Origin of the sequence: Bradyrhizobium sp. LA6.8 (genome assembly GCF_040547935.1) — a bacterium.
GTDB lineage: Bacteria > Pseudomonadota > Alphaproteobacteria > Rhizobiales > Xanthobacteraceae > Bradyrhizobium > Bradyrhizobium barranii.
The window spans coordinates 48,533-64,620 of the sequence record NZ_JBEPQQ010000014.1 but is presented as its reverse complement, the minus strand read 5'-3'; the positions used below and the strand labels follow the sequence as shown (position 1 = coordinate 64,620).

The 16,088-nt window shown below is 64.3% G+C and carries 14 protein-coding genes and 2 pseudogenes; 7 read left to right on the top strand and 9 right to left on the bottom strand.

What is annotated here, in order from left to right:
- Nucleotides 1–7 precede the first annotated feature (7 nt).
- The 6 genes from mdcC to ABIA90_RS41755 are packed head-to-tail and all read left to right on the top strand — an operon-like array spanning nucleotide 8 to nucleotide 4,398.
- Nucleotides 8–325 (top strand): malonate decarboxylase acyl carrier protein, encoded by a 318-nt coding sequence (mdcC, locus tag ABIA90_RS41780; RefSeq protein WP_354121702.1) that lies wholly within the window; start codon nucleotides 8–10, stop codon nucleotides 323–325.
- A complete protein-coding gene (locus tag ABIA90_RS41775; protein ID WP_354116598.1) occupies nucleotides 322–1,236 on the top strand; it encodes a biotin-independent malonate decarboxylase subunit beta in 915 nt (304 codons plus the stop codon). The genes mdcC and ABIA90_RS41775 overlap by 4 nt, the downstream gene beginning before the upstream one ends.
- Nucleotides 1,223–1,963 (top strand): biotin-independent malonate decarboxylase subunit gamma, encoded by a 741-nt coding sequence (gene mdcE, locus ABIA90_RS41770; protein ID WP_354116597.1) that lies wholly within the window; start codon nucleotides 1,223–1,225, stop codon nucleotides 1,961–1,963. The genes ABIA90_RS41775 and mdcE overlap by 14 nt, the downstream gene beginning before the upstream one ends.
- Nucleotides 1,956–2,606 carry a malonate decarboxylase holo-[acyl-carrier-protein] synthase gene (gene mdcG, locus ABIA90_RS41765; RefSeq protein WP_354116596.1) on the top strand — a complete coding sequence of 217 codons (651 nt, stop codon included), beginning with the start codon at nucleotides 1,956–1,958 and terminating at the stop codon, nucleotides 2,604–2,606. Before mdcE ends, mdcG begins: the two co-directional genes overlap by 8 nt.
- Nucleotides 2,603–3,478, top strand: coding sequence for a triphosphoribosyl-dephospho-CoA synthase MdcB (mdcB, locus tag ABIA90_RS41760; protein WP_354116605.1), 876 nt, complete (start codon nucleotides 2,603–2,605; stop codon nucleotides 3,476–3,478). The genes mdcG and mdcB overlap by 4 nt, the downstream gene beginning before the upstream one ends.
- Nucleotides 3,478–4,398 (top strand): acyltransferase domain-containing protein, encoded by a 921-nt coding sequence (locus ABIA90_RS41755; RefSeq protein WP_354116595.1) that lies wholly within the window; start codon nucleotides 3,478–3,480, stop codon nucleotides 4,396–4,398. The genes mdcB and ABIA90_RS41755 overlap by 1 nt, the downstream gene beginning before the upstream one ends.
- 51 nt (nucleotides 4,399–4,449) lie before the next feature.
- Here ABIA90_RS41755 and ABIA90_RS41750 read toward each other — a convergent pair whose 3' ends face one another.
- The 5 genes from ABIA90_RS41750 to ABIA90_RS41730 form a co-directional block, all read right to left on the bottom strand.
- Nucleotides 4,450–5,160: a response regulator gene (locus ABIA90_RS41750; RefSeq protein ID WP_354116604.1), complete on the bottom strand. Its 711-nt coding sequence runs from the start codon at nucleotides 5,158–5,160 to the stop codon at nucleotides 4,450–4,452.
- Nucleotides 5,161–5,249: 89 nt separating this feature from the next.
- Nucleotides 5,250–8,306 carry an efflux RND transporter permease subunit gene (locus tag ABIA90_RS41745; RefSeq protein WP_354121701.1) on the bottom strand — a complete coding sequence of 1,019 codons (3,057 nt, stop codon included), beginning with the start codon at nucleotides 8,304–8,306 and terminating at the stop codon, nucleotides 5,250–5,252.
- Between the two features lie 27 nt (nucleotides 8,307–8,333).
- Entirely contained in the window at nucleotides 8,334–9,449 is a 1,116-nt protein-coding gene (locus tag ABIA90_RS41740) for an efflux RND transporter periplasmic adaptor subunit (RefSeq protein WP_502916677.1), read from the bottom strand.
- A complete protein-coding gene (locus ABIA90_RS41735) occupies nucleotides 9,446–10,945 on the bottom strand; it encodes an efflux transporter outer membrane subunit (protein WP_354116602.1) in 1,500 nt (499 codons plus the stop codon). Before ABIA90_RS41735 ends, ABIA90_RS41740 begins: the two co-directional genes overlap by 4 nt.
- A gap of 289 nt (nucleotides 10,946–11,234) precedes the next feature.
- A complete protein-coding gene (locus ABIA90_RS41730; RefSeq protein WP_354121700.1) occupies nucleotides 11,235–11,852 on the bottom strand; it encodes a TetR/AcrR family transcriptional regulator in 618 nt (205 codons plus the stop codon).
- A gap of 320 nt (nucleotides 11,853–12,172) precedes the next feature.
- Here ABIA90_RS41730 and ABIA90_RS41725 point away from each other — a divergent pair, with 320 nt between their 5' ends.
- Complete coding sequence (locus ABIA90_RS41725) at nucleotides 12,173–12,451, top strand: GntR family transcriptional regulator (RefSeq protein WP_354116592.1); 279 nt, start codon at nucleotides 12,173–12,175, stop codon at nucleotides 12,449–12,451.
- A 393-nt stretch (nucleotides 12,452–12,844) separates the two neighbouring features.
- On the opposite strand, the pseudogene ABIA90_RS41720 reads toward ABIA90_RS41725, so the two are convergent.
- The 4 genes and pseudogenes from ABIA90_RS41720 to ABIA90_RS41705 form a co-directional block, all read right to left on the bottom strand.
- Nucleotides 12,845–13,725 (bottom strand): annotated as a pseudogene (locus ABIA90_RS41720) (dioxygenase family protein).
- A gap of 42 nt (nucleotides 13,726–13,767) precedes the next feature.
- A pseudogene (locus tag ABIA90_RS41715) lies at nucleotides 13,768–14,092 on the bottom strand (Dabb family protein).
- The gene (locus tag ABIA90_RS41710) at nucleotides 14,037–15,125 is read right to left on the bottom strand and encodes a branched-chain amino acid ABC transporter permease (RefSeq protein WP_354116590.1); all 1,089 of its coding nucleotides are present in this window, start codon (nucleotides 15,123–15,125) and stop codon (nucleotides 14,037–14,039) included. The pseudogene ABIA90_RS41715 and the gene ABIA90_RS41710 overlap by 56 nt, the downstream one beginning before the upstream one ends.
- A complete protein-coding gene (locus tag ABIA90_RS41705; RefSeq protein ID WP_354116589.1) occupies nucleotides 15,125–15,991 on the bottom strand; it encodes a branched-chain amino acid ABC transporter permease in 867 nt (288 codons plus the stop codon). Before ABIA90_RS41705 ends, ABIA90_RS41710 begins: the two co-directional genes overlap by 1 nt.
- Between the last annotated feature and the right edge of the window lie 97 nt (nucleotides 15,992–16,088).

The window sequence follows — 16,088 nt, the reverse complement described above, 5'->3', positions numbered from 1 at the left end:
TTTCTGCATGGAAAAGCTCAGCTTCAGACTGACCGCACCCAGGTCTGCCGGCGGCAGCCGCGCGCAGGCGATCATCGGCGTCGTCGCCTCCGGCAATCTTGAAGTGCTGCTGGAACGCAATCTCCCGGCGGATGTCTGCACCATCGACATCGCAACGACGGCCCATGGCTTCGGCATGGTGTGGGACGCCGTGGTCCGCGACTTCGTCGCCCGCCGCTCGGCCGGGGGCCTGCGCATCTCCATCAATGACGGCGGCGCCCGGCCCGACACGGTCGCACTGCGCCTCGCGCAAGGCGTCCGCAAGATCGAGGAGCCTGAGAGATGACAGAGGCCGCTACCAATAATATCCCGCTGAGCTGGTACGAGGCGAGCGCCCGGCAGCGCATCGACGCGCTGGTCGATTCCGGCAGCTTTGCCGAATTCATCGGCCCCGAGTTGCGCGAGATAAGCCCGCATCTGGCGATCTTCGACCTGCCGGAGCAGTTCGACGACGGCATCGTCGTTGGCCGCGGCCGGCTGGACGGCGCGCCCGTGCTCGTTGCCGCACAGGAGGGACGCTTCATGGGCGGCGCCTTCGGCGAAGTTCACGGCGCCAAGCTCACCGGACTGCTGCGCGCAGCGCTGGCGCTCAAGCAAGACATGCTGATCCTGTTCGACACCGGCGGCGTGCGGCTTCAGGAGGCCAATGCCGGCGAGCTCGCCATCGCCGAGATTATGCGCGCGATCGTCGAGGCGCGGTGCGCTGGCCTCAACGTCGTCGGCCTGATCGGCGGGCGCGCCGGCTGCTATGGCGGCGGCAGCCTGATCGCCGGCACCTGCTCGCGCCTGATCATCTCCGAGCAGGGCCGGCTCAGCGTCAGCGGCCCCGAAGTGATCGAGACCAACAAGGGCATCGAGGAATTCGACTCGCGCGACCGCGCGCTGGTCTGGCGCACCATGGGCGGCAAGCACCGCTACCTCATCGGCGGCGCCGACACCTTCGTCGACGACGAGGCGCTGGCGTTTCGGCAGGCCGCGATCGATGCGCTCAAGGTCGGCAGGCGATGCGACGCGGCGGTGCTCGAAGCCGAGCAGAAGCGCCTCGAACGACGGCTGCAGCGTTTTGGCGAGGCCGAGGACGCCGTCGATATCTGGGAGACGCTCGGCATCGGGCAGCCGACCGAGATCCCCGCACTTCCGACCGGCGCATTTCTTCGCGCGGCCGCCAACAGGGAGAATGCCGATGACGCTCGATGACATCCTGGCCGGCCTGTTCCCGAACGGCCGCAAGATCGAAACCACCGGCGCGATGGTCGCGGGACAGGCGACGTTGCCCGACGGCGGACCGATCCACGTGCTCGGCATCACGCAGGGACAGCCGCTCGGTGTGGACGAAGCCATTGTGCTCGCGCGGCGCGTGATCGAGATCGTCAAATCAGGAGATCGGGCACCGATCCTGTTGCTGGTGGATTCGTCGAGCCAGCGTATGAGCAAGCGCGACGAGCTGCTGGGTCTCAGCGAATATCTGTCCCATCTCGCCAAGGCACTGCTGCTCGCCGAAGCCGAAGGACATCGCACCATCGGCCTGCTCTACGGCGGCAGCGCGGCCGGCGCGTTCATCGCAACGGCACTTGCCACCGGCATGCTGGTCGCGCTGCCGGGCGCCCAGCCGGCGGTGATGGATCTGCCGTCGATGGCGCGGGTCACCAAGCTGTCGATCGATGTGCTGAAAGCCAAGGCCGAAGCAACGCCCGTGTTCGCGCCCGGGCTCGACAACATGGTGATGACTGGCGGCATTCATGTCGTCTGGGATGACAATGCGCCTTTGGCGCCGCAGCTTGCCGCCGTGCTGCAACGGCCGCAAGGACAGGACGATCGCGGCCGGCTCGGTGCCGAGCGCGGCGGACGGCGCAAGGCGGCCGAGATCGCCGATCGCGTTGTCGCGCTCGCGACGGTCTCGCATCAGGACGCGCAACATGGTTGAGCCTCTCGCCCGCCACAGCATGGTGAAGGTCTCGACCACCGGTTGGGCGGCGGCGATGGGCCGCTATCCCGAGCTCGCCAGCGAGTCGATCGTCGCAGGCTGGGCGCAGGCCGGCCGTCCTCTCATCGTTCGCCGGCCAACATGCGGCGACGTCGCCGGAATGATTCCGCTCGGTCTGCCACTGCCGCCCAGCCACAGCAAACGACGCATTGCGGTCTCACTCGCCGCGACCGATATCGTCGCATCCGCTCCGCCCCCCTTATTGGCCGATGTCGCCGCGGCGGCGCCAGCGCACTGGCGTGCGACGATCGACCTGCTGCTTCAGCTTCTGCCGGAGACGCGCACGTTCGGCAGTCTGGCTTGGCAGCATCTCACCGGCCTGCCCTATCTGACTGACAGTTCGGACCTCGATCTGCTCTGGCCGCTGGCGGCCGCATCGCGAGCGAAGACCCTGCCATCCGACATCGCCGGAATTGCGAAGCAAGCGCCGATGCGGCTGGATGGCGAGATCATGGGTCCCGCCGGCGGCGTGCAATGGCGCGAGCTGACCGGGACCGACAAGGACGAAGTCCTCGTGAAAACTCCGGCCGGTGTCGCCAGCACGACGCGCGCAGCGTTTCTTCTTTCGGGCGCGGCGTCATGAACCTTGCGCTGAGATGGCAAGCACCGCCGCAACGCGCACTCCGCGCGGAGCAGCTCGGCCGTCTCGCGTCGCTCTGCCTGAAGCGCGAAGTCAAGACCTATCCCAAGCCAGGGCTGGTCAGCGATGTCGACAACGGTGCGCATCGCGACATGGACGCGGCGCTCCTGTGCAAAAGCGCCGACACGCTGGCGCCGTTCTTCAGCGAGCTCGCCGCCGCGGGCGCCGAGGGCGCGGGCATGGATCGCTTGCGCGCGATCGGGGTTGCGGCCGAGCGCGCGATGCTTGTCGCGACCTCGGGTGTGAACACGCATCGCGGCGCGATCTTCGGATTGGGTCTGCTCTGCGCCGCGGCCGGCTATCGCAGCAGGCTCAGCCTCCGCAAACCGCTCGGCGAACTGGTGTCGCAACGCTGGGGCGAGGCGATCCTCGAAGGTCCGATTTCCCTCCGCAGCCATGGCGCCGTGGCATCGCGTCGCTACGGCGCCGGCGGCGCCAGGGCGGAAGCAGCCTGCGGCTTCCCGTCCGTCTACGACGTCGCTCTTCCCGCGCTGGGGGCGGCGCGGACGCTCGCTCCTCATGATGAGGAGGCGGTCCGGGTTCAGACCTGCATGGCGCTGATCGCGGATGTCGCCGACACCAATCTGTTGCACCGGGGCGGAGCCGACGGATTGCGCTTCGCGCAGGCCAGTGCATCCGCATTTCTTGCCGCGGGCGGAATCGGTTGCCCAGGCTGGCGCGACCGCGCGGCCGGCATCCACATCGCCTTCGTCGCACGCAATCTCAGCCCGGGCGGCTCGGCAGATCTGCTGGCCATGGCCTTGTTTGTCGAGGCTCTGTCCGTTGAAACCCGCGTGATCGATCGGCTGGACTGATGCTTGCATTGCTCTGCGGCGGACAAGGCACCCTGTCGGACAAGATCTTCGACCTTGTCGCGACGCAGCCTGCCGCGGAGCCGGTCTTCGTTGCGGCCACGGACTGTCTCGGTGAGGACCCGCGGGAGCTCGTCAGGACGCGCAGCGCGGACGAGCTATCCGCCAACCGTGTCAGTCAGGTTCTGACCGTCACATCGGCGCTCGCAATCCACGCCTGCATTGCCGACCTGCTGACCGGTCAGACCGCCGTCGCCGGCTACAGCGTCGGCGAGACGGCGGCCTGGAGCGTTGCGGGAATATGGACCGCCGACGAAGCCCTGCGACTGACCGATATTCGCGCACGGTTGATGGACAGCGTGGCCGGACCGGATGGGCGGCTCGGCTATGTCCGCGGGCTCGATCGGACCGCGCTGCAACCTCTGCTCGACAAGCATCGCTGCCAGATCGCGATCAGGAATCCCGAGCTTCTTTTCGTCGTCGGCGGCACCGGGCGGGATGTCGTCAATCTCTGCCAGGAGGCGTCGACGCTGAGCGCGGCACGCGCCGGTGTTCTCGCCGTCAAGATCGCCTCGCACACTTCACGGCTCGAACGCGCCTGTGACCCCTTGAAACAGGCGCTGGAGGCGAGCCGCCATGCGTCTGTCGCGCATCAGCGGATCCTCCTCGCCGGAGATGGCGGTGAACGCATCTTCTCCGTGTCCGATGCGATGGCAAAGCTCGCCTGCCAGGTCGCACGCCCGATCGACTGGGCCGCGACGCTTGAGGCTCTTGCGGAGCAAGGCGTCGACCGCGTGCTGGACCTCGGTCCAGGTCACGCGCTTGCCGAGATGATGCAGGGCTTCCTGCCATCGATCCGCTGCTACGCTGCCGACGGGTTCCGTACGGCCGACGGGCTGCGTAACTGGATTGCCTCGGACTAGCCGGACAGCCGATCTCCACCGTGACCAGGGAAGGCGGACTTGCCGACCAGGTCACGCATCATTCACCTCGGGCACAAAAACGTAGCCGCCTGCCCGCACTGTCCGGATCATCGAGACGCCCTCGACGCGATCAAGCTTGCCGCGCAGCCGGCTGACGAGCACATCGACGCTGCGCTGGAACGGGCCGCCCAGACGTCCGGTCATGCCCAGGAGGTTTTCCCGGCTCAGGACCCGGCCATGGCGTTCACAAAGCACCTGGAGAAGCTCGAACTCGGCGCTCGTGAGCGCAATTTTCGCTCCGCCGGGATCACGCAGCTCGCGCAGCCGCAAGTCGATCAGCCAGCCGTCGAACGTCAACCGCTTTGTGGTGCCTCCTGACGATCCCACCGTGGCCGTTGGCCGGCGTCTTAGGACCGCATTGATGCGCGCAACCAGCTCGCGCGGATTGAATGGCTTGACGATGTAGTCATCAGCTCCCATTTCGAGGCCGACGATCCGGTCGATCTCGTCGCTCTTAGCGGTGAGGAAGATGATCGGTGTCGGATGAACGACACGCAGACGCCGGCACAGACTGAGACCATCCTCTCCCGGCAGCGTGATATCGAGCACGATCAGGTCGACGCGGTTCTGCGTCATATGGCGATCCATCGCGCGGCCATCCGGCACCAGATCGACCGAGAAGGAATGCCCGCGCAAATAACGCGCGATCAAGCTCCCTGTCTCCTGGTCGTCTTCCACGATGAGGATGCTCCGGGTGGTCATCGGCTTGCCGTTTGTCCTGTCATTGGAAAGCTCGCCGATCACCCGTGCACCAGACCATCGCAGCGCCGCCCGGCGCCTGAGCTGCAAGCTCAGCTCAACTCCCCGGCGGCACTGGTGACGCCGCGGTGGGCGATCAGGGCGTAGGCGACCGGCACCACGAACAGCGTGAACAGCGTCCCGATCGACAAGCCGGTAGCGATCACGAGTCCCATATTGTAGCGGGACACCACGCCCGCGCCGCTCGCCGTGACCAGTGGCAGGACGCCGAGCACCATCGCCGCCGTCGTCATCAGAATCGGCCGAAGCCTGATCGTTGCCGCCTCGATGATGGCCTCGCTGCGGTTCTTTCCCTCCGCGCGCAGCTCGTTCGCCACCTCCACCATCAGGATGCCATGCTTGCTGACGAGCCCCATCAGCGTGACGAGACCGACCTGGGTGTAGATGTTGATGCTGGCGCCACCGAGGCCGACGCTGATGAAGATCAGCGCGCCGGCGAGCGACATCGGCACCGAGATCAGGATGATGACGGGATCCATGAAGCTGTTGAAGAGAGCGGCGAGCGCAAGATAGATGATGATCAGCGCGAACAGGAACGTGGCGATGAAGCCGCCGGACTCCAGCTCCAGCTGACGGGAGGCGCCCGCGAAGTCGACCGAGTAGCCGGCTGGCAGGGATTTGGCCAGCGTCTTCAAGGTCGCCAGCGCATCGCCCATCGCGACGCCCGGCATGGCGACGCCGGAAATGGTCGCGGCGTTGATCTGCTGGAAATGGTTGAGCGTCTGCGGAACAGTCTTGTCGTCGAGATGCGCGACCGTCGCCAGCGGCACCATCGTGTTGTTGCTGGTGCGGATCTGGTAGCTCAGCAATTGCTCGGTGGTGAGGCGGTCGTTCTGCCGAACCTGCGGGATCACCTTGTAGGAGCGGCCATCGAGGCTGAAATACTCGACGTAGTTGCCGCCCAGCATGGTGGCCAGCGCGCCGCCGAGATCGCTCATCTTCAATCCGAGATCGCCGGCCTTGTCGCGATCGAACACCACGGTGCTCTTCGGCTTGTCAACCTTGAGGTCGTTGTCCAGGAAGATGAACTGTCCGGTCTTGAGCGCCTCGGCCATGAAGTTGCGGGCGACCTCGTCCAGCTCGTTGAACGAGCCCGTCGTGCCGATCACGAACTGGATCGGTAGACCGTTGCTGCCCGGCAGCGGCGACGGCTGGAAGGCCACCGAGCGCGTGCCGGCAATGTCGTTGAGCAAGTTCTGCAATTCCGGCTGGAGAGTCTTGGTCGTCGCGGTCCGCTTGTCCCAGGGCTTCAGCACCCAGCCGCCAATCGCCTGCGAGGGCGTGTCGATCTGGAAGACCACCGCGGTCTCGGCCCGATTGGCGATGAGATCGTAGAGCTGCTGACCGTAGAACTGGCGCTGCTCGGCCGTTGCCGAAGGCGCCGAATTGGTCAGCATCAGCACCACGCCCTGATCCTCGTCGGGCGCGAGCTCGCTCTGGGAATTCACATACAGCCAGGGAATGCCCGCGAGCAGCAACAGCGCGAACACCACCACCACGGATTTGGTTTCGAAGACCGATTCGAGCCCGCGGCGATAGGCGGCGGTCAGCCGCTCCAGCGTATGGTCGATCCGGCGCACCAGGCGCGCTTCCCAATTCGTGGCATCCCGCTCCGTCCTTCGCAGCAGCCAGGCGCAGTTCATCGGCGACAGCGTCAGCGCAATGACCGCCGACACCATCACCGAGCCGGCGAGCGTAAAGGCGAACTCCGTGAACAGCGCGCCGGTGAGGCCGCCCTGGAAGCCGACCGGCACGTACACCGCGATCAGGACCACGGTCATCGCCAGGATGGGACTGGCGAGCGCGCGCGCGGACTGGATCGCGGCTTCGATCGGCGTCTCCCCCTGGTCGATCAGGCGATGGACGCTCTCGACCACGATGATGGCATCGTCGACGACGAGCCCGATCGCGAGCACGAGCGCCAGCAGCGTCAGCAGGTTGATTGAAAAGCCCATCAGCAACATCAGGGCAAAGGTGCCGATCAGCGACAGCGGGATCGCGATCACCGGGATCAGGACCGACCGCCATGAGCCGAGGAAAAGGAAGACGACGATCGTCACGATGAGGACCGCCTCGACCAGCGAGTGGACGACCTCGTCGATCGAGCTGTTCACGAACGCGGTCGAATCGTAGAGAATTTCGCTGACGATGCCGTTCGGCAGGTTCGCGTTGATGTCCGGAAGGGCCGCCTTCACCCCTTTGATGACATCGAGCAGGTTGGCGGTCGGCGCGACCTGGATGCCGAGATAGACGGCTGTCTTGCCGTTGAACTTGGCCGAGCTGTCGTAGTCGTCATTGCCGAGCGTCACGTTCGCGACGTCCTTCAGGCGGATGATGGCGCCGTTGACCTGCTTGACGACGAGGTTGCGGTACTGCTCCAGCGAATGAAGGTTGGTCGTGGCCGAAAGGTCGACCTGGACCAGCCGCCCCCTCGTCGCACCGAGCCCGGCGATGTAGTCGTTGCCTGACAGCGCGGTGGAGACATCGGTGGCCGTCAGCCCATAGCCGGCGAGCTTGTCGGCGTCGAGCCAGGCACGCAACGCGAACTTCTTGCCGCCGAGCAGCTCCGCGGTCTGCACACCGGCCACGGACTGCAAACGCGGCTGCACCACGCGCGAGAGATAGTCAGTGATCTGGTTGGGAGCCAGCACGTCGCTCGCAAAGCCGATATACATCGCATCGATGGTCTGGCCGACCTTGAGCGCCAGCGTCGGCTGCTGGGAGCCGGTTGGAAGCTGGTTGAGTACGGAGTTGACCTTGGCATTGATCTCCGTCATCGCCTTGCCGGAATCGTAGTTCAGCCGCAGGTTCACCGTGATGGTGCTGGTGCCGGTGATGCTGCTGGAATTCATGTAATCGATGCCGTTCGCCTGGGCGATGGCATTCTCCAGCGGCGTCGTGATGAAGCCGGCGATGATGTCGGAATCCGCGCCAGCATAGGCCGTCGTCACCGTGACGATGGCGTTCTGGGTGCGCGGATATTGCAGGATCGACAGCGAGGTCATCGACCGCAATCCGAGGACCAGGATCAGCGCGCTGACCACGATGGCCAGCACCGGGCGGCGGATGAAGATGTCCGTGAAACGCATCGTATCGGCCCTCGGCTGGCGCGTCGTTTACTGATCGACGACGGTCGGCGCCGCCTCGGCCAGCGGCACGTGGGAATTGTCGATCTTGACCGGACTGCCGTTGCGAAGCTTGATCTGGCCCGCGATCACCACGCTCTCGCCGGGCTTGATCCCGTCGGTGACGGCGATGCGGTCGCCCTTTGCCGGCCGGGTCTTGACGAACGTCTGCCGCGCAGCGCCCTGCCCGTCGTGCAGGTTGTCGACGACATAGACGAGGTCGCCATAGGCGTTGTTGACGATCGCAGTGAGGGGAACGGTGACGATGTCTTCGGCCTTGCCGATGTCGATCTCGGCCCTGGCGAACATGCCGGGCAGCAATCGCGCGGGATTGTTTGCGATCGTCGCGCGGACCTGAATGTTGCGGCTGCCGCTATCGACCTTGGCATTGATCGCCGAGACGCGACCGGCAAAACGTTCGCCGGGAAAGGCGTCCACCGTCGCGGTGACATCCTGCCCGATGCTGATCGAGGCCAGCGCCTGCTGCGGCAGATAGAAATCGACGTAGATCGGATCGAGGCTCTGAAGGGTGACGATGGTGGTGCCGGCGCTCAGGAACTGGCCGATGTCGACGGCGCGGATCCCCAGCCTGCCGGCGAACGGCGCCTTGAGCGTCTTCTGCTCGACGATCGCCTTCTGCTGCTCGACGAGGGCTCTGGCGTTCTTCAGATTGGCCCTGTCGCTGTCGAGCGTGGCCTGGCTGACCGCGTTGAACTTGATCTGCTCCTCGTCGCGCTTGAGCACGATCGCGTAGTTCTCGGCGGTCGCCTGGAGCGACTCCAGTTTGGCGACGTCGTCGGTCGCTACGAGTTGGAGCAGGGGCTGGCCCTCGGACACCTCGTCCCCGGAGGAGAACTGGATGCGCTGCACGATCCCGGACGCTTGCAGCGCCAGATCGGCTCCGTTCACGGCGCGCAGCGAGCCGACCGACGAGAGCGTCGATCGCCACGGCGCGGTGGCTGCAACCACGGTGGAGACGGTCTGCGGCGGATTCGCCTTGGCGCCGATCGCCTTCCGGATCATCATGTCCTTGAAGGTCTGGAAGCCGTAGAGGCCACCGAACAGAACGGCCATCACGGCCAGCATGATCGTCATGCGCCTGGTCATCGCGCGGCTTCCTGGCTTGAGCGGTTGGGGCCGGCGAAATAGCCGGGATTGACGCGGGGCGAGGCAGCGGTCGTCAGATCGGCCCTGTTCCACCAGCCGCCGCCGAGCGCCTGGAACAGCGCGGCGGTGTCCGAGAAGCGCGCGGCCTGCGCCTTGATGCGCGCGATGCGCGCGTTGAGGTAGGATTGCTGGGCGGTGATGACGTTGGCGTAGGGCACCGCACCGGTCTTGAACTGCTCGATCGACATGGACAGGCTGTCGGATGCGGCCTTCTCGGCTTCGGCCTGCGCCTTCAGCGTCGCCGCGTCGTACTGAATTGCCCGCAGCGAATCGGCGACGTTCTGGAACGCCGACAGCACCGTGCTCTTGTAGGCCGCCATGTCCTGCTCGAAGAGCCCAACGTCGGCCTCTTTGGTGTGATAGAGCGTGCCACCGTCGATCAGCTTCTGCGTGATGCTGGACGTCGCGTCCCAGGCGATCGTGCCCGGCGAAAACAGCTTGCCCGCTCCGCTCGCGCCGTAGCTGCCCGACAGCGTGACCTGCGGCAGAAGATTCGCGACCCCGACGCCGACGGTCGCGGTCGCCTGATGCAGCGTCGCCTCGGCCTGGCGAATGTCCGGGCGTTGCCGGACCAACTCCGACGGCAACGACACCGGCAGGCGTCCGGGCAGACGCAACTCGGCAAGGGCCACATGCTCGCCGCGATCCTCGCTCGGCAATCGGCCGAGATAGGCCATCAGTTGGTTGCGCTGCTGCGCCATTTGTTTCTGGAGCGGAGGCAGCGTCGCCTTGGCCTGTGCGAGGGTCGATTCCTGCGCCAGCACGTCCGACCTGGAGACGGCGCCGATCTCGAACTGGTGCTGGATGCGCGCGAGCTGATCCGTCTCGGCCTTGACGATGTCCTCGGTCGCGGAAATCTGGTCGCGCAGCGAGGCGTCGGTGATCGCGGCTGTGACGACGTTGGCGGTCAGCGCCAGATAAGTCGCCTCCAGCTTGAACGCCTGATAGTCGGCCTGAGCCTCCAGCGCCTCGACCTGGCGACGCGTGCCGCCCCAGAGATCGAGCGCATAGGACACGCTGACCGAAGTGTTGAAGAGCTTGTATTGCGGCCCCTGCTCGCGCGCCGCCGATCCGCTTCCGCTCACCTGCGGAAACAGGGCTCCCTGCTCGGCGAGCGCGTTCTCGCGGGCAGCGCGTAGCGCGAATTCGGCGGACTGGACATCCGGATGGTTGCGAACCGCCTCATCGACGAATCCCGTGAGCTTGCGCGAGCGGAAGAGTGTCCACCAGACGCCCGAGACATCGCTTCCGGGCGAGAAGGCTTGCGACGTGCCGCCTGGCGTGCTGGTGCTCCCAGTCGAGGCGAGCTGAGGTTCACGCGTGTAGCGACTGACGGCCGGAGCATCGGGCGCGGCGAAATTCGGCCCGACCGCGCAAGAGGCGAGCAGAATGGCCGGCACGGCAACGCCGGCCAAAAGCCGCGCATGCCCGGCCATCGACGCACGAACGCAGCTCTCGGTCCACAGCCCCGCGAAATTCCCCTGTCTTCTCAAGAGTAACTCTTTCGTCCTCAATAATCGAACCATACGGTTCAGTATCGTTATTGGCGACGATCCGCCCTGTCAAATAACCGTACCGTGAAGTTCTATTGTTGGGCAGAAACATGAGAGAGGCGTGCAACGCCGCGGCTGACGACGGCCTGCCGCATCGGCGCGGGACAATCATCCTGCCGCCAGGATATCGAGGCCTGTCGCGTTCGATGACGACGAGCGGCGCCGCTCGCTCTCAACCGGCTCCGCCGCCGCGACAGGCGGCCAGAAAGAACGCGACACTCTCCGCCACATGGGTGTGGATCTGCGATCTGAGCGACTTGGGATCTTCGCCCATCACCGCTCGCAGCAGCAGCGGCGCGACCGCGAGGTCGAGGAAGAACTGTGCGGTTCTGGGCAGACGTTCCGGTGCGAAGGCGGCATGCAAACTGTCCTGCTTCGACAGGGTTACATCCCGCAAGACGGTGGTGGCGTGATGGGTGCCGCGCTCGCGCATCATGCGGCCGACCTTGGCCAGATCGGGAAAGCGGCGCGCTTCGGCAGCGGCCAGCCGCATGAAATCGATGTTGTCGTTAGCGAGCACGTGCTTGAGGATCTCGCTAGCGAGCGCTGTGAGCCGCTCCTCGATCGTATCGCCCGGCGACAACGCGTTCTCGAAACCCTGCCGCACGTTTTCCGAGTTGCGGATCGCGATCGCGGCGAACAGAGCCTCCTTGGTGGGGAAGCGCGCGTAGATCGTTCCCTTGCTCGCATGAGCAAGGCTTGCAATCTCCGCGACACTGACGCCGAGCCCCCGTGCCAGGAACAGCTCACGCGCAGCGTTGAGAATCCGCTCGTCGACTTCGGCGGCCAACTCCTTGGGAGGACGCCCAGTTCGGACGGCGCGCCGGGGAGCCTTCGCCCTTGTGACCTTCTCCACTCGTGCACCTCGGTTACGTTCGCCGGACCGGCCTCATGGAGAGGGACCCGTGCGCGCAAAGGACCTAGCGAAGAAGTCGACTGGAGTAAATGGAACCGAATGGTACACATCCGTTCGATTTGCGCTTTCCCAAGATTGCGCGTCTTGAACATATTACGGTAGTATGCCTTGCGCGGGTCCCGAACGCCCGTCTCCATTGCGAGCTAGTCGGACAATCATCTGATTCGAGCGATTGAATTTTCCGCAGCCACAAGGTGCACTGGGTAAAGAGTTCCAAAGTCCAGCGCGTGCCGGTCACGGCTGCACCGCTCAGGCATCAGGTGGCAAGCAATCTGCGAATCGCAATCATCGGCAGTCGCTTTCAGCCCGGCGAGCGGTTGAATGAGAACGAGCTCTGCTCCTGGACCGGAGTTAGCAGGACCGCCCGTGCGCGAGCGCTGCGGCAGCACGAAGGCGAAGGCATCGTCGACAAGATCCCCAGCCAGGGACCCGTAGTGGCGCGCGTATCGCCAGCCGAGGCGGCAGCACTATGAAGTCAGAGGCACGCTGGAAGGCCTGACCGCAAGGACCGCTGCCCAAAACAATTTCGGAGCCGGAAATCAAGGAACTGCGCAAGCTGAAGCGGGAGCTGGACCGCGCTTTCAGTATCGCCAAAGTGCTCGAGGAAAAAAAGCTCGAGGAGTTCTTGATGGACGTTTCGCGCCGAAAACGTCGTCAAGGGCATTGTCACCGTCATGCGCGCCCGCCTGAGTTACATTGAAGCCGCGTCGATGCTCCGACGATTCCGCCAGCATGATCGATTGGGCGAGAGGCAATACCGGCCCTCCGCCAATCCCATGACCAGGCGGGCGGCCAGCAGCGCGCCGAACGAGTTCGCCAATCATGACTGTCGACGTTCACCTGCCCTCTATCGCCGGTGGTCGCTGTCAGACACGGCGAGCACCATTTGTGTGCCTGAGCCCGAAGTGGTAGTTGAGATGAAAATACCCCTTATCCGTCACGCGGCCGTCCTGAGCTTTGCCAGGCGGACATTGCTCGAATGTACGGATCAAGCTGTCCTTCACACCAAACACCACGTCGGTGTCGAGGTACTTGTCTCCTGCCACGAAAACGTGCGTCACGAGTTGCTCGAAACCAGGAGCAGAAATCATGAAATGCACGTGAGCAGGACGCCAGGGATGCCGCCCCTGCGCCTCCAGCATGTCCCCAACCGGGCCGTCGTGAGGAATGGATAAGGCGCCGGCTTGATGGACCAGAAGTGAAAGCGCCCCTTGTCGTCTGCCCGAAAGCGCGCTCGCACGGCGAGGTCGCCGATCTTGTCGAGCTGTTGAACGTCATAATAGCCGTCATCGTCAGAGTGCCAGACATCCACTACGGCGCCTGGGAGCGGCCGGCCGTCGACGGTCGAGACCGAGCCGGTAACAAGGAGAGGATCGCCCTCCATGATCCCCGAGATGTCGTCACCATTCTGCTTCTCGGGCGCCGCCTGAACGAAGAACGGACCCAGGACCGTCGTCTCGGTTGCGCCCTCCGAGGTCGGGTGGTTGATTGCGTCGACCAGCATCGAGACGCCAAGCGTATCCGACAGAAGGATGAACTCCTGGCGCTTGTCGTCGCACATATGGCCGGTCCGGGTGAGAAATTCGATGCCGAATTCCCACTCCTTCTGCGTCGGGCGGACCTCACGCACGAAAGCATGCAGATGACGGACCAGCGCCTCGCTCACCTGCTTGATTCGCGGATCGGACGCATCTTTGATACGCTCCAATACGGCGTCCGTGATTGTGATCTCGTTGAAATTACGCATGCGACCTCCGTCAACTCTGCTCTCGGACGAAACGAAGCGCGGTCAGATGCCGGCTTGCTTGATGGGGTAATCGACCTGAAAACGCCCGATGCGCAGGTCACCTAGCTTCTCGCGGACGCGAAGATGCTCGGGATGAGTCGCATACGCCTGGAGGGCTGCTCTGTCCCGGAACTCGGAAAACAGGACAACGTCGCAGGCATAGTCGACATCGCTGACGTCAACGCCGACTTCGATATGGGTAAGCCCGTCGATACGCCCCTTCAGGCCCTCGAACAGGGGTTTTAACCTTGGTCCGCGCAGCAACCCGCTCGTCAGCGGTTTCGCCGCGCAGCCGCCACATCACGATGTGCCTGATTGCGCCCGACATACTCGTTTTCCTTCCCATTGTTCTGAGCAGGCATCGCCTGCAACCTCACGCGATAGCCGACGGGGAATAGCGATAGGCCCCAGCGATTGGCGAGGAAGCCCCAAATTCCTTGCGGGGCGACCATCATGACTAAGATGGCCAAGCCGCCGAGGACGATCAGATAGATGGAGCCGAAGTCCGCCAGGAATTGCCGCAGGACAAAGTAAAGTAGGGTCCCGACGATCGGCCCCTCGATCGTTCCGATGCCGCCGATCACCACCATGAAGATCACGAAGGCAGTCCAGTCGGTCACACTGAACGCAGCGCTCGGTGCAATTCGTAGTTTCTGCATGAAGACGAGTGCGCCCACCATCGCGGTCGCGGCGGCAACGGCGACGTAGACCAGCAGCTTCACGCGCGTGATGGACACACCGAGGCTGGACGATGCAACTTCGCTGTCGCGGATCGCGGTAAGAGCCAGTCCGATCCGGGAGCGAAGCAGGAGATAGACGATCGTAATCGAGCCGGTGCCGAGCAGGAGCGCAGCCCAATAGATCAGAGCCTCCCGCTCAGCCTTGGTACTCGCCATTTCCCTCATCACCGTAATCGGCAGGCTGAGCCCGGATCCGCCGCCCAGCGACGACATTTGTGCGAACCCCAGACGAAACACCTCGGCAACGACCCAGGTCCCGATCGCGAAATAGGCGCCATTCAGCCGAAAGACGAGTAGGGCCACCAGGGCAGATATCGGCGCGGCGACGAGGCCCGCGATCGGAATCGCATAGAGCGGATTCCATCCAAGAGAGATGCAGATGGTGAACAGCATGTAGCCGCCGAGCCCGACATAGGCCTGCTGTCCAATCGAGACGAGCCCCGTGAAGCCGGCGAGCAAGTTCCAGAGACTGGCGAGAGCCAAATACACCATGATCTCGCCGAGCAAGCGCAGGTTGGCTGTCGATCCCCAATAGGGAGCAGCAGCAAGCACCATCACGAGCAAGATGGCACCAACGAGAGCGAGATGGCTTGCCGTCGTTGCGCGGGTTACCTCACGCATCACCGCGCCCCCCTTGGAAACAGGCCCTCAGGCCTGATGGCGAGGATGACAAGGAATGCGATGTGTCCGGCCAACAGCTGCCATCCCGGATCGATCTGCGCACCGATCGCCTGCGCGACACCGAGGATCACACCGCCGACCAGCGTGCCCCACAGGTTTCCAAGACCACCGATAATCACCGCTTCGAAACCGAAGATCAGTCGGCTCGGCCCCATGAAGGGATCGAAGTTCGATCGGGTCGCCAGGAACACGCCGGCGATCGCGACCACGGCGAGGCAGAGTGCCATGGCAAGGCCGTAGACCTTGCGGTTGTCCAGACCCATCAGCTGCGACGTCTCCGGATCGTCGGATACTGCGCGGAAGGACCGACCAATCTCGGTCCGGTAGAACACGAACTGGAGACCGGCAACGACGACGACCGCCGTCAAGAATGTCAGGAGCGGCAGGTACCCGATGTCGATCCCGCGGGCCAAGGGGAAGCTTCCTGTTTCGATCGGGCCCGCAGTAAGCCTGCGGCTATCGGCGCTGTAGACCTCGAGCAGCCCGTTCTGAACGATGATCGACAGCCCGAACGTAACGAGCAGTGGCGGCAGGATATCCTTGCCGAGCGTCCGGTTGAGGATGGCGGTCTGCAGGAGATAGCCGACAAGGCTCGCGATCGGGATGACGATCAGCAGGCTGACGAGCGGATGCAGACCTGATAATTGTATGACCGTGAAGGCGAGATAGGCGCACGCGATGATCATGTCGCCATGCGCGATGTTCACGATTCGCATCACGCCGAAGATGAGCGACGGCCCTGTGGCGAACAGAGCAAAGAGCCCGCCGACGAGCACGCCCTGCACGATGCCGTTGACCCAATCCATCGTTCAGGTCCCGAAATAGGCTGCAGTGACTTGATCGCGGCTGAAGTCGGCAGGCTTTCCCTCCAGCGAGCTGTCAATCGGCCCTTTAATTGCGGAT